General features: G+C 71.6%; 11 protein-coding genes and 1 pseudogene. 7 read left to right on the top strand and 5 right to left on the bottom strand.

Annotation, left to right across the window (positions count from 1 at the left end; all coding sequences use genetic code 11):
* Positions 1-219 precede the first annotated feature (219 nt).
* Entirely contained in the window at positions 220-534 is a 315-nt protein-coding gene (locus ACH4FH_RS26860; RefSeq protein ID WP_398558466.1) for a putative quinol monooxygenase, read from the bottom strand.
* Between the two features lie 214 nt (positions 535-748).
* Here ACH4FH_RS26860 and ACH4FH_RS26855 point away from each other — a divergent pair, with 214 nt between their 5' ends.
* Positions 749-1,972 (top strand): GDSL-type esterase/lipase family protein, encoded by a 1,224-nt coding sequence (locus ACH4FH_RS26855; RefSeq protein ID WP_398558465.1) that lies wholly within the window; start codon positions 749-751, stop codon positions 1,970-1,972.
* A gap of 181 nt (positions 1,973-2,153) precedes the next feature.
* A complete protein-coding gene (locus tag ACH4FH_RS26850) occupies positions 2,154-2,534 on the top strand; it encodes a VOC family protein (RefSeq protein WP_398558464.1) in 381 nt (126 codons plus the stop codon).
* A 16-nt stretch (positions 2,535-2,550) separates the two neighbouring features.
* On the opposite strand, the pseudogene ACH4FH_RS26845 reads toward ACH4FH_RS26850, so the two are convergent.
* Both ACH4FH_RS26845 and ACH4FH_RS26840 read right to left on the bottom strand, forming a co-directional pair.
* Positions 2,551-3,078 (bottom strand): annotated as a pseudogene (locus ACH4FH_RS26845) (transposase); the annotation flags it as partial.
* Positions 3,079-3,106: 28 nt separating this feature from the next.
* The gene (locus tag ACH4FH_RS26840) at positions 3,107-3,628 is read right to left on the bottom strand and encodes a DinB family protein (protein WP_398558463.1); all 522 of its coding nucleotides are present in this window, start codon (positions 3,626-3,628) and stop codon (positions 3,107-3,109) included.
* Positions 3,629-3,821: 193 nt separating this feature from the next.
* On the opposite strand from ACH4FH_RS26840, the gene ACH4FH_RS26835 reads away from it, so the two are divergent.
* Complete coding sequence (locus tag ACH4FH_RS26835; protein ID WP_398558462.1) at positions 3,822-5,105, top strand: DUF6986 family protein; 1,284 nt, start codon at positions 3,822-3,824, stop codon at positions 5,103-5,105.
* Between the two features lie 539 nt (positions 5,106-5,644).
* Here the strand turns inward: ACH4FH_RS26835 and ACH4FH_RS26830 are convergent.
* A complete protein-coding gene (locus ACH4FH_RS26830; protein ID WP_398558461.1) occupies positions 5,645-6,685 on the bottom strand; it encodes a LacI family DNA-binding transcriptional regulator in 1,041 nt (346 codons plus the stop codon).
* Positions 6,686-6,828: 143 nt separating this feature from the next.
* Here ACH4FH_RS26830 and ACH4FH_RS26825 point away from each other — a divergent pair, with 143 nt between their 5' ends.
* From ACH4FH_RS26825 to ACH4FH_RS26815, 3 genes are all read left to right on the top strand, one after another.
* Positions 6,829-7,785, top strand: a complete 957-nt coding sequence (locus ACH4FH_RS26825; protein WP_398558460.1) for an ROK family protein — start codon at positions 6,829-6,831, stop codon at positions 7,783-7,785.
* Between the two features lie 137 nt (positions 7,786-7,922).
* Positions 7,923-8,633 (top strand): VC0807 family protein, encoded by a 711-nt coding sequence (locus tag ACH4FH_RS26820; RefSeq protein ID WP_398558459.1) that lies wholly within the window; start codon positions 7,923-7,925, stop codon positions 8,631-8,633.
* Between the two features lie 379 nt (positions 8,634-9,012).
* The gene (locus ACH4FH_RS26815; protein WP_398558475.1) at positions 9,013-11,109 is read left to right on the top strand and encodes a protein kinase; all 2,097 of its coding nucleotides are present in this window, start codon (positions 9,013-9,015) and stop codon (positions 11,107-11,109) included.
* Positions 11,110-11,151: 42 nt separating this feature from the next.
* Here ACH4FH_RS26815 and ACH4FH_RS26810 read toward each other — a convergent pair whose 3' ends face one another.
* Complete coding sequence (locus ACH4FH_RS26810) at positions 11,152-13,251, bottom strand: NPCBM/NEW2 domain-containing protein (protein WP_398558458.1); 2,100 nt, start codon at positions 13,249-13,251, stop codon at positions 11,152-11,154.
* A gap of 267 nt (positions 13,252-13,518) precedes the next feature.
* Between ACH4FH_RS26810 and ACH4FH_RS26805 the strand changes: the two genes are divergently transcribed.
* Positions 13,519-14,775, top strand: coding sequence for an ABC transporter substrate-binding protein (locus tag ACH4FH_RS26805; protein ID WP_398558457.1), 1,257 nt, complete (start codon positions 13,519-13,521; stop codon positions 14,773-14,775).
* The last annotated feature ends 110 nt before the right edge of the window (positions 14,776-14,885 follow it).

The raw sequence follows: 14,885 nt of genomic DNA, 5'->3' as shown, positions 1-14,885 counted from the left end.
CCCCGATCTTCGACCTCGTCGACTACGGCATCGTCGGCGACCTCTTCGAGGTCGTCCCGACCCTCACCGAAGAGGTCAAGACCCGCAAGGGCTGAGGCCGTTGGGCTCGCCGGAGCCCGCAGGCAGCAGTTGACCCTTGAGGCCACCGGCCCCGTACCCGCCAGGCGAGTACGGGGCCGGTGGCCTCAAGGGTCTTCGCCGTTCTCCCGACGGGACGGCTCAGCCCTTGGCCAGCAGGCCCTTCGCGGGATCTCCGGCCGGCACCGGCTCCAGGACCGCGACGTCCGTCGGCGCCGCCATCGCGTCCGTGATCTCCCCGATGAGCGCCGCCATCGCCGGGCCCGCCGAGTGGGCGTCGAGCGCGGCCCGGTCCGCCCAGTGCTCCACGATCGTGACCCGGTCGTCGCCGGCGTGCGCGGCGTAGAGCAGGCAGCCGGGCTCGGCGTGCACAGCGGGCGCGTGCCGGCGGAACGCCGCGAGAACGTCCTCGCGGCGGCCGGGCTTGGTCCTCAAAGTGGCGACGACGACGGGCACAGGGCCTCCTGGTGTTCGATGGCGGACACCTCAGCCTAAGACGCCGTCCGACCGCGTACGTCCTGCTCAGGCCCGGCGAGCACGCGGCCGCTCACCATGTCGGGTCGTCAGCCGCGGTGCATGAGCCGGGGCCGCCCGCGGTCTTCGGCCGCCGGCTACCAGGGCCGGAAAAAAAATTGGCCGGACCAGGCGCCCGACGGGCAGAATGCCCGGCATGAACGACCGGCTCGATGACGTCCCCGGCGCCCCCATGGGGGCCCGCGCGACGGACTGGATCACCACGCCCCTCACCGCCGATCTGCTGCGCGGCGCGCTCGACCTGGAGCGCACCGAACACGGTGTGCTGCCACACCGGCTGCCCGCCCGGGCCCGTGCCCAGTGCGCCGACGGGCTGCTGGCCATGGCGGAGGCCCAACCGTCCGGCGTACGGCTGGTGTTCCGCACCCGGGCCACCACCGTGGAACTGGACGCACTCCGCACCAAGAACGACTACCAGGGAGCCCCGCCCCGCCCCGACGGCGTCTACGACCTGGTCGTGGACGGCCGGCCGGCGGGGCAGGCAAGTGTGCCCGGCGGCAACGTCCTGCTGGTGGACATGACCACCGGGACCTCGGAGATCCGGCCCGGCCCGGTCGGCACCGTCCGGTTCACCGGCCTCGCCGACCGCGCCAAGGACGTCGAGATCTGGCTGCCGCACAACGAGATCACCGAGCTGGTCGCGCTGCGCACCGACGCCCCCGTCGAACCCTTGCCGGACCGGGGCGCAAGGCAGTGGCTGCACCACGGCAGTTCGATCAGCCACGGCTCCGACGCGGCGAGCCCCTCCACCACCTGGCCCGCTCTGGCCGCCTCCCTCGGCGGCGTGGAACTGACCAACCTGGGCCTGAGCGGCAGCGCCCTGCTCGATCCGTTCACCGCCCGCGCCCTGCGCGACACCCCGGCGGACCTGATCAGCGTCAAGATCGGCATCAACCTCGTCAACGCCGATCTGATGCGCCTGCGTGCCTTCGGCCCGGCGGTGCACGGCTTCCTCGACACCATCCGCGAGGGCCACCCCACCACGCCCCTTCTGGTGGTCTCGCCCCTGCTGTGCCCCATCCATGAGGACACACCCGGCCCCGCCGCCCCGGATTTCAGCAACCTCAGCGAGGGACAGCTGCAGTTCAAGGCCGTGGGCGACCCCGCGGAACGGGCCGCCGGGAAGCTGACGCTCAACGTCATCCGGGACGAACTGACCCGCGTCGTGAAGCAGCGGTCAGCCGATGACCCGAATCTGTCCTACCTTGACGGCCGCGACCTCTACGGCGAGGCGGACTTCGCCGAACTGCCGCTGCCCGACCAGCTCCACCCGGACGCCGCCACCCACCGCCGCATCGGCGAGCGCTTCGCCGCTCACGCCTTCCGCCCCGGCGGCCCGTTCGCCGCGGAGCGTGCCTGAGACGACCCGCCCCGGAGCAGGCTCGGGAGCCCTCGCACGATCTCCTGAGCCACTGCGGCCCAGGGCCTCTCCGACGGGTCGCGGCACCGGCGTGCTCCTTCGCGCACGGCCAGGGGGCGGCTGGTCGGGCGGGGACGGAAATGTGCGCGACAACTCAGCTGCGGCCGGGCAAGGTTGGCGCATGTTGGATCACATCGCTCTTCAGGTGAATGACATCGCGGCCGGCGCCGCTTTCTACGACGCCGTACTCGCTCCACTGGGCGGCGAGCGCAAGAAGCAGTTCGGCGCGAACATCAGCTTTGGCATCACGGGGCACCAGCTGTGGCTGGTCCCGGCAACGGACCCCGCGCCCTCGCGCGAAGCGCACATCGCGTTCACCGCGGCCGACCGCGCCTCCGTGGACGCCTTCCACGCTGCTGCCTTGGCAGTAGGTGCCGAAGTCCTGCACGCGCCCCGACTCTGGCCCGACTACCACGACTCTTACTACGGAGCCTTCGTCCGCGACCCCGACGGCAACAACGTCGAGGCTGTCTGCCACCGGCCCCAAGGGCTGTCAGGCTGATCACGAGCGAAGCCCGTCGAATAGCGACGACGGCCACCGTGCCGTGGAAGACATCCGCCCTCTTGTTGAAGCGGGTGGAGACGGTGCGGAAGCCCTTGAGCGCGTTGATCGTTCGCTCGACTTCGGTGCGGCGCTTGTAGAGCGTCTCGTCGAAGCCGGTGGGTCGGCCGCCCGCGCCACCGCGCGCCGGCGGTTGGCACGCCGGTCCTTGCGCTCGGCAATGGTGTGCCTGATGTGCCGACACCGCAGATGCCGGCGGTTCCGGCGGGACGGGTACGTGCCGCCCTCACCGGCCGGATGGATCTTGCAGGTCAGCCCGCCCCGGGAGTGGCCCGCAGCGTGCTGATGGGCACCGCAGGAGGTCGAGTCCACCCTGACCATGCTCCAGTCGATGCGGCCTGCCTCATCGGCAGCGCCCTGACGGCTCGCGGAATCCTCTCTCCCACGTGCCGTCCGCCGACCACCTTCGGTGCCTGTCTTGCACTGTCTTGCGCTTCCCGAACCGCGCCGGCAGATCACGCCACGGAAGACCGGTCCGCTGCCGCCTGGTCACACGACCCATCGGACCGTGCCTAGTCGCCGGTCGCGCCGTCGATCTGCTCACGCAGCAAATCCGCGTGGCCGTTGTGCCGCGCGTACTCCTCGATCATGTGGACGTAGATCCAGCGCAGGTTCAGCTTCCCGTCGCCGTGGGGGTTGCGGAAGAGGTCCTCCAGGCTTCGGTCGGCCACCGCCGCGTCGCACGCCTCGACCTCGGCGCGGAAGGCGCTGAACGCCGCCTCCGCGCCCGCCGGATCGACGTCGTCGAAATCCGCGTCCGGATTCGCGTCCGTGCAGTAGCGGGCAGCGATCCGCTCACCGGCGAGACGCCGCCGGAACCAGGCACGCTCGACTTCCGTCATGTGCCGCACCACGCCGAGCAGAGTGAGGGTGGACGGCGGGGAACTCGCCTCGGCCAGCTGCTCCGGGGTGAGCCCGGCGCACTTGGTGAGCAAGGTGTCACGGTGCCAATCGAGCCAGCCTTGCAACATCTCCCGTTCGGCGGCCGCCGCCGGAAGGTCCCTGCGCTCGATATGTGGTGCGATCCATGTCATGAGGGCGAGTGTGACCGCCCCGAAGGGCTCGGCGCCACGGATTTACGCAGTCCGCGGGGCCGTGACCTGCGTCGCTGCGGGTGAGGGGGTGTTGACCTCGGCACCTGACACGGATAACTTCGCTATACGGATTGTTGATTCCGTTAGGCGGAAAACGCTCGATCGTCGGGCGTGAGCACCGGGAGGGTGTCGAATGGGGCAGCAGGAGACCGTGGCAACGAGCCTTGCGCACACCGTACGTGAGGGAATCGGAGCCGCTCTCGCCGAGGTCGACGCCGATCTGGCCCGGCGCTACCCGGGAGACCCCGGCACCCGCCAGCCCGTTCACACCGTCTACGTCCCCGGCGATGTCTTCACCGCGGGCACCCTGCGCTCCTGGGGCGACCAGGCCCTCGCCGCCCTCGACGAGCACGCCCCGGACGCCGGCGCGCTCGCCGCTGTCCTCGGCCTCTCCGACGAGCTCGCAGGGCCGGTCCACGACCGCGTCCGCGCCAAGCTGGAGCGCGAGCCCATCGAGGACCTGCGCATCGACTTCGAGGACGGCTACGGCCCCCGACCGGACGCCGAGGAGGACGAGGCGGCCGCGCGCGCGGCCGCCCTGGTGGCCGCCGCCTTCAAGGACGGCACCGCGGCTCCGTACATGGGCATCCGGATGAAGTGCATGGAGGCCGCCGTCCGCGACCGCGGCATCCGCACCCTCGACATCTTCCTCACCGGCCTGATGGAGGCCGGTGGCCTGCCCGACGGCCTGGTGCTGACGCTTCCCAAGGTGACGTACGCCGAGCAGGTCACCGCCATGGTGCGGCTGCTGGAAGCCTTCGAGAAGGCCCGCGGACTGGAGAGCGGCCGGATCGGCTTCGAGATCCAGATCGAGACCACCCAGTCGATCCTGGGCGCCGACGGGCGTGCCACCGTGGCCCGCATGATCGAGGCCGCCGAGGGCCGTGCGACGTCCCTGCACTACGGCACTTTCGACTACAGCGCCTCCTGTGGCGTCAGCGCCGCCCACCAGTCGCTCGACCACCCCGCCGCCGACCACGCCAAGGCCGTGATGCAGGTGGCCGCGGCGGGCACCGGCGTCCGCCTCTCGGACGGCTCGACCAACGTCCTGCCGGTCGGCCCGACGGCCCAGGTGCACGACGCCTGGCGGCTGCACCACGGCCTCGTCCGCCGGTCGCTGGCCCGCGCCTACTACCAGGGCTGGGACATGCACCCGGGCCACCTGCCCACCCGTTACGCCGCGGTCTACGCCTTCTACCGCGAGGGCCTGGAGCAGGCCGCGGCCCGTCTTACCGCATACGTGGCAAAGGCCGGCGGCGATGTCATGGACGAGCCGGCCACCGCCAAGGCGCTCAGCGGCTACCTGCTGCGCGGCCTCGACTGCGGCGCCGTCGACACCGCCGAGGTCGCCCGCCTCACCGGCCTGACCCGCGCCGACCTGGACGCCCTCGCCGGCCGCGCGGCCAAGACCGCCTGATCCTGGGCCGGCCCCTGGGTCGGTCGTTGCCCACTGCCCCGGTCGAAGCCCTCTGGCGCTGCGGCCGGGGCGGCGGCTTTCCGTGAGTCGGGGAGGGGAACTGTCGTGGGAATGCTGCCGCGTAGCGAGCGACACGGGTCGCCGACGGCCCCCCGCCTGGCCAGGGGCCGCCGACCCGGATCTGACCGCCCGTGATCCGCGCGCCGTCCACCCTCCCGCGCAGCGATCGGGTCGGGCCTCGTTCCCCGGCCGGCGGCGGGCCCGGCTGCTCCTCTGCCCGGCCGGGCCGCGCGTTTCCCGCCGCGGCGGGACGCTCGCTGTGAGGCGCGTCGACCGGGGGTGAACGCTTCACCCTCGCCCTACGTCTCAGCCCTACGTCTCAGCGAAAGGTCACGCCTGACGCATCGTCAAATGAGGTTGCAGCGAAGGTTCTTGAGGGTCGATTTTTTGCCGGCATCCCGCCCCCACGTCTTTCTCGCACGCGACGGTGGCGTCGGCGCTCTCCCTCCGTCAGCTCTCGACGCGCCGTCCGCGCTCCCTCAGCTCCCGGCGGGGCGCAGCTCGCCCGAGCCGCGGGCGATCAGCCGGGTGGGGATGTCCACCCGCCGCGGTGGGTCGTCGACGCCCTCCAGGCGGCGGAAGAGCAGCTGGGCGGCCGTCCGCCCGAGGCGGGCGGCGTCCTGTGCGACGACCGTGATCGCCGGCTGGACGAGATCGGCCAGCTCGAAGTCGTCGAAGCCCACCAGGGCGACCTGGCGCGGTCGTTCGCCGAGGACGCGTACGACGGTGACGGTGACCCGGTTGTTGCCCGCGAAGAGTGCGGTGACCGGCTCGGGGGAGTCCAGCATGTCGGTGGCGGCGCCCCGGACCCGCTCGGGGTCGGTGGGGCCGAGCGAGACCCAGGAGTCGTCCACCGGGAGCCCCGCCGCGGCCATCGCCGTGCGATAGCCGCGGAGCCGCTCCCGCGCGGTGTGGATCCGCGGCTGGTCGCCGATGAATCCGATCCGGCGGTGGCCGTGCGCGATGAGATGTGCCACCGCGTCCTGGGCGCCACCGAAGTTGTCGGAGAGCACGACATCGGCGTCGATCCTGCCGGCCGGGCGGTCCACGAAGACCGTCGCGATCCCGGCCGCGATCTCCGGCTCCAGATAGCGGTGGTCGTCGCCGGCCGGGATGACGACCAGGCCGTCCACCCGCCGCGCGCACAACGCCAGCGCCAACTCCTGTTCCCGGGCCGGGTCCTCGGCGCTGGAGCCGTTGATCAGCAGTGCGCCGTGGCTGCGGGCGACCTCCTCGACGGCGCGGCTGAGCGGGCCGTAGAACGGGTCGGCGAGATCTTCCAGCACCAGTCCGATGCTGGCCGTCCGCCCCTTGCGCAGAATGCGGGCGGAGTCGTTGCGGCGGAACCCCAGGGAGGTGATCGCTTCCTGGACGCGTCGTTCGGTGTCCGGAGTGACGCCCGGTTCGCCGTTGACCACGCGGGAGACCGTCTTGAGCCCGACCCCGGCGCGCGCCGCGACATCCTTCATCGTGGGCCGGGTGCCGTAGCGGCGGGAGGTGCCCCGGGCGGTGTCGCTCACGGTGTGCGGTCCTGTTTCTGTCGGCGTCGGGAGGTGCCGTCGAGCATAGCCTCTAGACAACGTTGTCAACAGGAGGAAGACTGGGTGTTCTCATGCCGGGCCGGCACCCCCGGCCCCCGGGCCCACCAGGAGATTCGACACCGATGCAGATGGACCTCAGCGCAGCGTTGGACATTGGCGGCACCAAGATCGCCGGCGCTCTGGTGGACGGACGCGGCAGGATGATCGTACGGGCGGCGCGGCCCACGCCCGCCGACAGGGACGGGGCGACCGTGATGCGCGCGGTCGCCGAGGTGGTGGCGGATCTGGCGGCGGGCCCCAACTGGGCGCGGGTGGCGGCGCTGGGTATCGGCAGTGCGGGCCCCGTGGACGCCTCGGCGGGCACCGTCAGCCCGGTCAACATCCCCGGCTGGCGCGACTTTCCGCTGGTCGCCGGTGTGCGGGCGCTGGTCGGGGAGCTTCCGGTGGTGCTGGTCGGCGACGGTGTGGCGATGACCGCGGCCGAGCACTGGCAGGGCGCGGCGCGCGGTCGTGCCAACGCGCTGTGCATGGTGGTCTCCACCGGCGTCGGCGGCGGCCTCGTCCTCAACGGCCGCTTGCATCCAGGCCCCACCGGAAACGCCGGTCACATCGGGCACATCAGCGTCGATCTGGACGGCGACCCGTGTCCGTGCGGTGGCCGAGGCTGTGTCGAACGGATCGCCAGTGGACCCAACATCGCCCGCCGTGCGCTGGCGAACGGCTGGCTGCCGGGCGCCGACGGTGACACCAGCGCCGCCGCGGTCGCCGACTCGGCGCATGCCGGCGACCCCGTCGCGCTCCGCTCCTTCGAACGGGCCGCGCAGGCGCTGGCCGCCGGGATCGCCGCCACCGCGACGCTGGTCGAGATCGACATCGCGGTCATCGGTGGGGGCGTGGCCGGCGCGGGAGACGTGCTCTTCGCCCCGTTGCGTGCCGCTCTGCGGAGTTACGCGACGCTGTCCTTCGTGGCGGATCTGACGGTGGTCCCCGCCCAAATGGGCACCGACGCCGGGCTGGTGGGCGCTGCCGCGGCCGCCGCGCAGCAGTCCCGTCTCGAAGCCTTCGCGCCCATGAGCTGAGCCCGCCCTCCAGAGGCCGAGGAAGCCTCGGGATCGGATGTCTTGGTGATGATTTGGGATGCCGGATGCTCACCGGGCGGACCAGGTCGTCTACGTTTTCCCCTGCCGCACTCATCACGCATGTCCACGGGGGAAGAATGTCCGCTCAGGAAGTCGACGGATCCCGTCCCGCACCGCCGGCCCGTTCCGGGCCCGCCGCCGCGCTCGGCTGGATCCTGACCATCGGCCTCAACGTCGTCGCACCGATCGTCACCTACAACGTGCTCACCGACCACGGCTGGAGCAACTTCTCCGCGTTGCTGCTCAGCGGCGCCTGGCCGGTGCTCGACAGTGCCGTGCACCTGGCCTGGCGCCGCCGTCTCGACGAATTCGCCGTCGTCACCCTGGTGTTCCTGGTCATCACGGCCGCCGTCTCGCTGATCGGCGCGCACTCGGAACGGGCGCTCCTCGTCAAGGACTCGGGTGTGACCGGGCTGTTCGGGGCCCTCTGCCTGGCCACCCTGCTCGCGCCGCGTCCGCTGATGTTCTACTTCGGCCGCAAGTTCGCCACCGACGGCACCCCGGAGAGCACCGCCTGGTGGAACGGCATGTGGCAGTACGACGGCTTCCGCCGCACCATGACGGTGATGACCGCCGTCTGGGGAGTGGCCTACCTCCTGGAGGCGGGGGTGCGGATCGCCCTGGCCTTCGTCGTGGACACCGGCACCATGGTGGTCATCAGCCCCGTCATGGCCTACGGGGTGCTCGGTGCGCTGAGCGTGTGGACCGCCCTCTACGCCAAGCGCTCGCAGGCCGCGGGCGAGCGGCGCGCCGCAGAGGCAGCGGCCGCTCAGGCCGCCGCTGCCTGACCGGAAGACATCGGGGGCCGGGCGAGAGGCAATCGCGCCCGGCCGCCGCGGAGGCGCGGGCTCTCCCGTACGGGGTGCCGGGCCGAATGGCGGTCCGGCCGTCCGCCGCGCTCACCGAAAGCAGGTGGTACGACGTTGCCTCCCGCGCGCGAGCGGAAAGTCTCTAGGCTGTAGCCCACGACGACGGGCAGTGCACGGGCTACGAGGGGAATCGGCGACGGTGACAGCGGGGGAGCGTGAGCAGCGCGGTGCGGATCAGGCCGGCGGGGCGGACGGCGTGAACGAGCCCGGTGCGGCGGGCGGTGCACCCGGGCCACAGGGCGGTGGCGCACCCGGTGCCGCCGCCGCGAGCGGCCCCCGGCGGGGGAAAGACGCCGATCTGACCGGCCACGTCCTGGGCGGCAGGTACCGCGTGACCGGCCGGATCGGGCGCGGCGGTATGGGCGTGGTGTGCCGCGCCGTCGACGAGGTGCTGGGCCGCGAGGTCGCGGTGAAGGTTCTGCGTGCCTACACCGATGCCTCGGCCCCGGAGCTGGCCGACCTGCGCACCCGTATGCAGCGCGAAGCGCGTGCCGCGGCCCGTATCCGGCACTCCGGTGTGATCACCGTCCATGACGTCATCGACGAGGACGGCCGGCCCGTCATCGTGATGGAGCTGGTGGACGGCCCGTCGCTGGATGACGCCATCGGCAGTCGCGGCGCCCTCGAACCCAGGGAGATCGCCAGGATCGGCGCCCAGGTGATGGACGCGCTGGACGCGGCCCACCGGGTGGGTGTCCTGCACCGCGATGTGAAGCCCGGCAATGTCCTGCTGGACAGCACCGGCCGGGTGGTCCTCACCGACTTCGGCATCGCCAGCATCGAGGCGCCGGGCGACGGCGCGTCGACGAACATCACCCGCAGCGGCGAACTGGTCGGCTCCCTCGACTACTTGCCGCCGGAGCGGGCGCAGGGGATGGATCCCAGCCCGGCCTCGGACATCTGGTCGCTGGGCATGACGCTGTACGCCGCCGTCGAGGGCAGCGGCGCGCCGTTTCGCCGGACGTCGGTCTGGTCGACGCTGACCGCGATCGTCACCGAGCCGCTGCCGGAGCCACGGCAGGCGGGTCCGCTCGCGCCGGTACTGCACGCGCTGATGGCGAAGAACCCGGCCGAGCGGCCGTCCGCCGCTGCGGCGCGGAGCATGCTGGAGGCGGTGGCCGAGGGCCGGGAGCCGGCGCCGGTGCCCGGGGCGGCGCCGGTGCCCACCGCGACGGATATCCGCGCGACTCCCGTGCCGCATCCGCCGCAGGACGCCGGCTCGCAGGGTGGAGAGCCGGCGGGCGGGCAGAGCGGGCAGGGCGCGGGAGACCCGGCCGCTGGGGGAGTGGCCGCAGGCGGTAGCGCGCCCGTCGGGCCGCAGAACGGTCAGGCACCGCCCATGAGTTGGCTGTCAGGGCCCGGTGCGCAGGCCGCGCCGGGGAGCCCGGCCCAGCCCGCGCCACCGCCCGCTCAGCAGGCCGCGCCCGGCGGCCGGGATGCCACGAGCGGCTCAGCTCTCGCCGGCTCGCCGACGGTCGGGGCGGGCCATTTGCCGGCGCCTCCCGCCACGGGCGCTCCCGACGGCGTTCCCGCGGGCCCGCCTGCTGCCGGAATCGGCTACGACCCGCCGGGCGTGGTCAGCGGCCCGCCCGTCGGCAGCACGGGCAGCTACCCGCACCCGTCCGGTCCGTCCGGGCAGGACACCGCGCGGTTGCCGGCCCGGCGTCGTCGCCGCGTGGTGTTCGCCGTGGCGGCGGTGCTCGCCGTGCTGGCGACCGGTGGCGGGACGTACGCGCTGGTCGGCGGGGACGCGGGGGAGAGCGTCGCGGAACGGGGCCGGCAGGCGGCGGCGTCGGCGGGGAAGCCGGCGCCGGCCAATGAGCAGAGCGCGACGGCCGACAAGGACGACGCCAAGGACACGGACAAGGGCAAGAGCCCGTCGCCCTCCGCGTCCGGGAAGCCCGCCGGTGGCGGGGCTTCCGAGGACCCCGAGTCCGGAGCCGCGGACGGCAGTTCGGGCGGGAAGGACGGCGGATCTGGCGACGGCGGTGACGAGGGCGGCACGGACGGCGGCGGCACGACCGGCGGTTCGGATGGGGGCAGCAGCACGTCCGGAGGTGGCGGCGACAGCGGCGGTGCGAGCGGCGGCAGCGGCGGCGACCCCACCGAGGGGCCGTCCTGCGTGGGCATCGGGGGCGGTAAGGCCAACTGCCAGGTGTGGCGGACCGCCAGCTCCTACACCGAGTCCTTCCAGCAGGTCGGCACGCTCAACGCGGGCACCAACTACTTCTACTGCCAGGCGAACCTGGGCCGCCGCGAGACGTACGGGAAGTGGACCAACGTCTGGTGGGCCAAGACCGACGACGACAGCGGCAACTCCGGCGTCTACGTCAGCGTCGTCTACCTCACCGGCGGTCAGAACGACCAGCCGGTCCCCGGGCTGCGCACCTGCTGAGCGCCGGGCGGGCCGTGGGCCCGCCCGGCGGCAGCTGCCCCCTCAGCAGCTGAACCTGGCGTCGCCCCAGTCGGCGTGGTCGTGGTCCACCCCGTCCCCGCCGTCGGTCACGACGAGGCGGACGGTGCGGGCCCCCGAGACGTCGGCGGCGACCGACTCGGCGGCGTCCTTGCCTGTCAGCGTGCCGCTCTCGGTCAGCCGCCTGCCGTCGGCCCAGACCTCGAAGCCGGCCGAACCCTTGTCGCCCGACTCGTCGTCGATACCGACCTGGGCGCGGAACGCGGTGCACCGCCCTCCGGTGTAGAAGCTCACCTCGCTCGGGGCGTGCGTGCCCAGGCCCTTGGCGAAGGTGGCTCCACCGATGGTGAGTTGCCTGCCGTCCCCGGCCGCGCTCTCCCCGACGCTGGTGTTCCGCTCCACCGGGCCCCAGCCGTTGGCGGAGGTCAGCCAGGGCAGCTCGGCGGCGTACGCCGTTCCGGCAGGCGGGGGCACCACCACGTGGGCGGAACCGGGCAGTGTCGTGGTGATCCGCTGTCCGCCCGGTGCGCGGTAAGCGGCGGTCAGCGTCAACTCGTAGGCGCCGGGCCGCGCCTGGCTCGGCGCGGTGATCTTCCAGTCGGTGCGCAGTGTGGCGCCACCGGGCAGCGCGCGGGCGGTGGCGGGCGAGGTCGCCTTGAGCTGCCAGCCGTTCGGGGCCTTGAGCGCGACCCGTACGTCCCTGGCGGTGGTGCCGCCCAGGTTGCCGACGGTGGAGCGCAGGCCGGTGGGGGCGCCGGTCTCGACCAGCGGCGTACCGTCGGTGCCGGCCTCGACGGCCGGCGGGTAGGTGGCCCAGCCCCGGTCGACGGAGATCCGGTAGACGGTGGTGCCGTGGGCCGGGACGGTGGCCGAGACGGTGCCGGTGGTGTGGAAGTCGCGGTGCTGCCACAGGTCGCGCAGGCGGTAGCCGTCCGCCTGCGGGAGACCCACCTCGCGGGCGCTGGTGGTGATGCGCTGCGGCTGCCCGGTCTCGTTGAACAGCGCGACCGCGCGGTCACCGTTCGCCAGCTCCTTGACCACAGTCCAGCGGCCACCCTCGGACGCCAGGACGGTGGCCTGCTTGCCGAGCGCGTCCTGATCCAGCGCGATGAGGTCCTTGTTGCTCAGGATCTCGAAGGTCTCCGGCGTCGCCTTGCGCAGATCGGAGCCGATCAGCAGCGGGGCGGACATCATCGACCAGAGCGCGAAATGGCTGCGGTACTCGGTATCGGTCATGCCGCCGTTGCCGACCTCCAGCATGTCCGGGTCGTTCCAATGGCCGGGGCCCGCGTGCGGCGCGAGCGGCAGGTTCTGCTTCAGGATCCCGAGCATGCTCGACCAGCTGTCGCTGATGTCGCCGGTCGTGCGCCACAGATGACCTACGTCCGACGCCCACTCCCAGGGCCTGTTCTCGCCCCATTCGCAGATGCTGTAGACGATGGGCCGCCCGGTGGCCTTGAGGGCGTCGCGCATGGCGCGGTAGCGGTACTCGGCGTCCACGCCCTGGTTGTTGCAGTTGTCGTACTTGAGGTAGTCGACGCCCCAGTCGGCGAACTGGCGGGCGTCGGAGACCTCATGCCCCAGTGAACCGGGGAATCCCGCCTCGTTGCAGGTCTTGGTCCCCGCGCTCGTGTAGATGCCGAACTTCAGGCCCTTGGAGTGGACGTAGTCGGCGACGGCCTTGATGCCGTGCGGGAAGCGACGGGGGTCGGCCACCAGCTTGCCGTTGGCGTCCCGCTCGGGCAGCGCCCAGCAGTCGTCGAGGTTGACGTACTGGTAGCCCGCGTCCTTGAGGCCCTTCGCGAGGAAGAGATCGGCGATGCCCTTGACCATGTCCTCGTTGAACTCCGCCCGGCAGTGGGTGGAGTTCCAGTTGTTGAAGCCCATGGGTGGCGTCTTGGCGAGCCCGTCGGGAAGCCGTGGTGCGGAGGTGGCGCCGGGGGAGCCGGCGGTGCCGGTGGGGCGAACGGTGTCGGTGGACACCTGGGTGGAGACCGGTGTGTCGGGCGTGCGGGCCGCGGCAGGCAGGGCGGTTACCCCTGCCGTGCAGAGCAGTGCGGCGGACAGCGCTCCGACGATTCTTCGATGACCTCGCAGTGGGGTGGTGCGGATATGAACGCGCATGCTTCGCGTCCTCCGTCCTCGCGAGAGGTGTGGGGAGTCGGGTACCGCTCACTGACGGGTGTTTACGGTAGGGCTTGTTGGACTCTGTTGTAAGGGGAGCGGTAACGGTTGTTGCCTCGCCTGCAAAAACCCTTGACTGGGCCTGCCGTTGAGAGTGAGATCCCACCACTCGCGTTCGGTTCTGTTGGTTCCACCCCTGAGGAGGGGGACATGGCCCAGTCAACGTTCAGCGGCTCAGGCTCATACGGGGAAGCGGCAGGACGTCGGATGTCCCGGCGGACGCTGCTGCGAGGTACGGCCCTCGGCGTGGGGGCGGTCGCCCTGCCGTCCGTCCTCGCGGCCTGCGGCAGCGGGCCGGGTGGCGTCTCGGTCGGTTCCAACGCCTCGGACGCGGTGCCGAAGAAGGCCTTCGCGGACGTCTTCCGGGCGTACGAGAAGAAGTCGAAGAAGACGGTGCGGGTGAACACCGTCAATCACGAGAATTTCCAGGAGAACATCAACCGCTATCTCCAGGGCACACCGGACGATGTCTTCATGTGGTTCGCGGGAAACCGCATGCAGTACTTCGCCCGCAAGGGCCTGCTCGCCGACATCAGTGACCTGTGGCGGGACTTCGACGGATTCTCCGACGCGCTGAAGAAGCAGTCGACGGGCGCGGACGGAAAGCAGTACTTCGTGCCGCTTTACTACTACCCGTGGGCGGTCTTCCACCGCAAGAGCGTCTTCCAGGAGAAGGGGTACGAGGTCCCCAAGACCTTCGACCAGTACCGTGCCCTCGCCCGGCAGATGGAAAAGGACGGGCTGGTGCCGTTCGCCTTCGGCGACAAGGACGGCTGGCCGGCGATGGGCACTTTCGACTACCTCAATATGCGGGCCAACGGCTACGACTTCCACCTGGCGCTGATGAGCGGCCAGAAGTCCTGGAACAGCCCGCAGGTCAAGCAGGTCTTCGACCTCTGGCGCGGCCTCATGCCGTACCACCAAAAGGGCGCCAACGGACGGACCTGGCAGGAGGCCACGCAGAGCCTGGCGCAGAAGAAGGCCGGTATGACGGTCCTGGGGCTGCCGCACCCGGGCCAGCAGTTCAGCGCCGCCGACCGTGCGGACCTCGATTTCTTCCCCTTCCCGGAGATCGACCCGTCCTTCGGCCAGGAGGCGGTCGAGGCGCCGATCGACGGATTCCTGATGTCGAGGAAGGCCAAGGACACGAGCGGGGCGAAGGACCTGCTGAAATACCTCGCCACTCCCCGAGCGGAGGACATCTATCTTCGCTCCGACCCGAACAACATCGCGGTCAACAGCGGTGCCGACACCGGCGCCTACACACCACTGCAGAAGAAGGCCGTCGAACTCGTCGCGGGCGCCCGGCAGATATCACAGTTCATGGACCGCGACACCCGCCCCGACTTCGCGTCGACCGTGATGATCCAGGCGATCCAGCAGTTCCTCAACAAGCCCGATGACATCGACGGATTGGTGAACGACATCGAACGCCAGAAGAAGCAGATCTTCGCGGCGGAATGACCGCCGGCCAGGACAGCCGCCGTATGACCACCACTGACGGGCCGCCGCCAACTAGCCACTGCCGCCGGGTCACCGCCGGGTGACCACGGACACGACGGGGAGCGAAGAGC

It is taken from the genome of Streptomyces sp. NPDC017993 (assembly GCF_044328065.1).
Classification (GTDB): domain Bacteria; phylum Actinomycetota; class Actinomycetes; order Streptomycetales; family Streptomycetaceae; genus Streptomyces.
This window is presented reverse-complemented; position numbering and strand designations above follow the sequence as displayed.

Bases quoted from the DNA above. Each gene is read 5' to 3' on its own strand.
- ACH4FH_RS26855 (WP_398558465.1), top strand. From the start codon at position 749: ATGAACGACCGGCTCGATGACGTCCCCGGCGCCCCCATGGGGGCCCGC.
- ACH4FH_RS26850 (WP_398558464.1), top strand. From the start codon at position 2,154: ATGTTGGATCACATCGCTCTTCAGGTGAATGACATCGCGGCCGGCGCC.
- ACH4FH_RS26840 (WP_398558463.1), bottom strand. From the start codon at position 3,628: ATGACATGGATCGCACCACATATCGAGCGCAGGGACCTTCCGGCGGCG.
- ACH4FH_RS26835 (WP_398558462.1), top strand. From the start codon at position 3,822: ATGGGGCAGCAGGAGACCGTGGCAACGAGCCTTGCGCACACCGTACGT.
- ACH4FH_RS26825 (WP_398558460.1), top strand. From the start codon at position 6,829: ATGCAGATGGACCTCAGCGCAGCGTTGGACATTGGCGGCACCAAGATC.
- ACH4FH_RS26820 (WP_398558459.1), top strand. From the start codon at position 7,923: ATGTCCGCTCAGGAAGTCGACGGATCCCGTCCCGCACCGCCGGCCCGT.
- ACH4FH_RS26810 (WP_398558458.1), bottom strand. From the start codon at position 13,251: ATGCGCGTTCATATCCGCACCACCCCACTGCGAGGTCATCGAAGAATC.
- ACH4FH_RS26805 (WP_398558457.1), top strand. From the start codon at position 13,519: ATGTCCCGGCGGACGCTGCTGCGAGGTACGGCCCTCGGCGTGGGGGCG.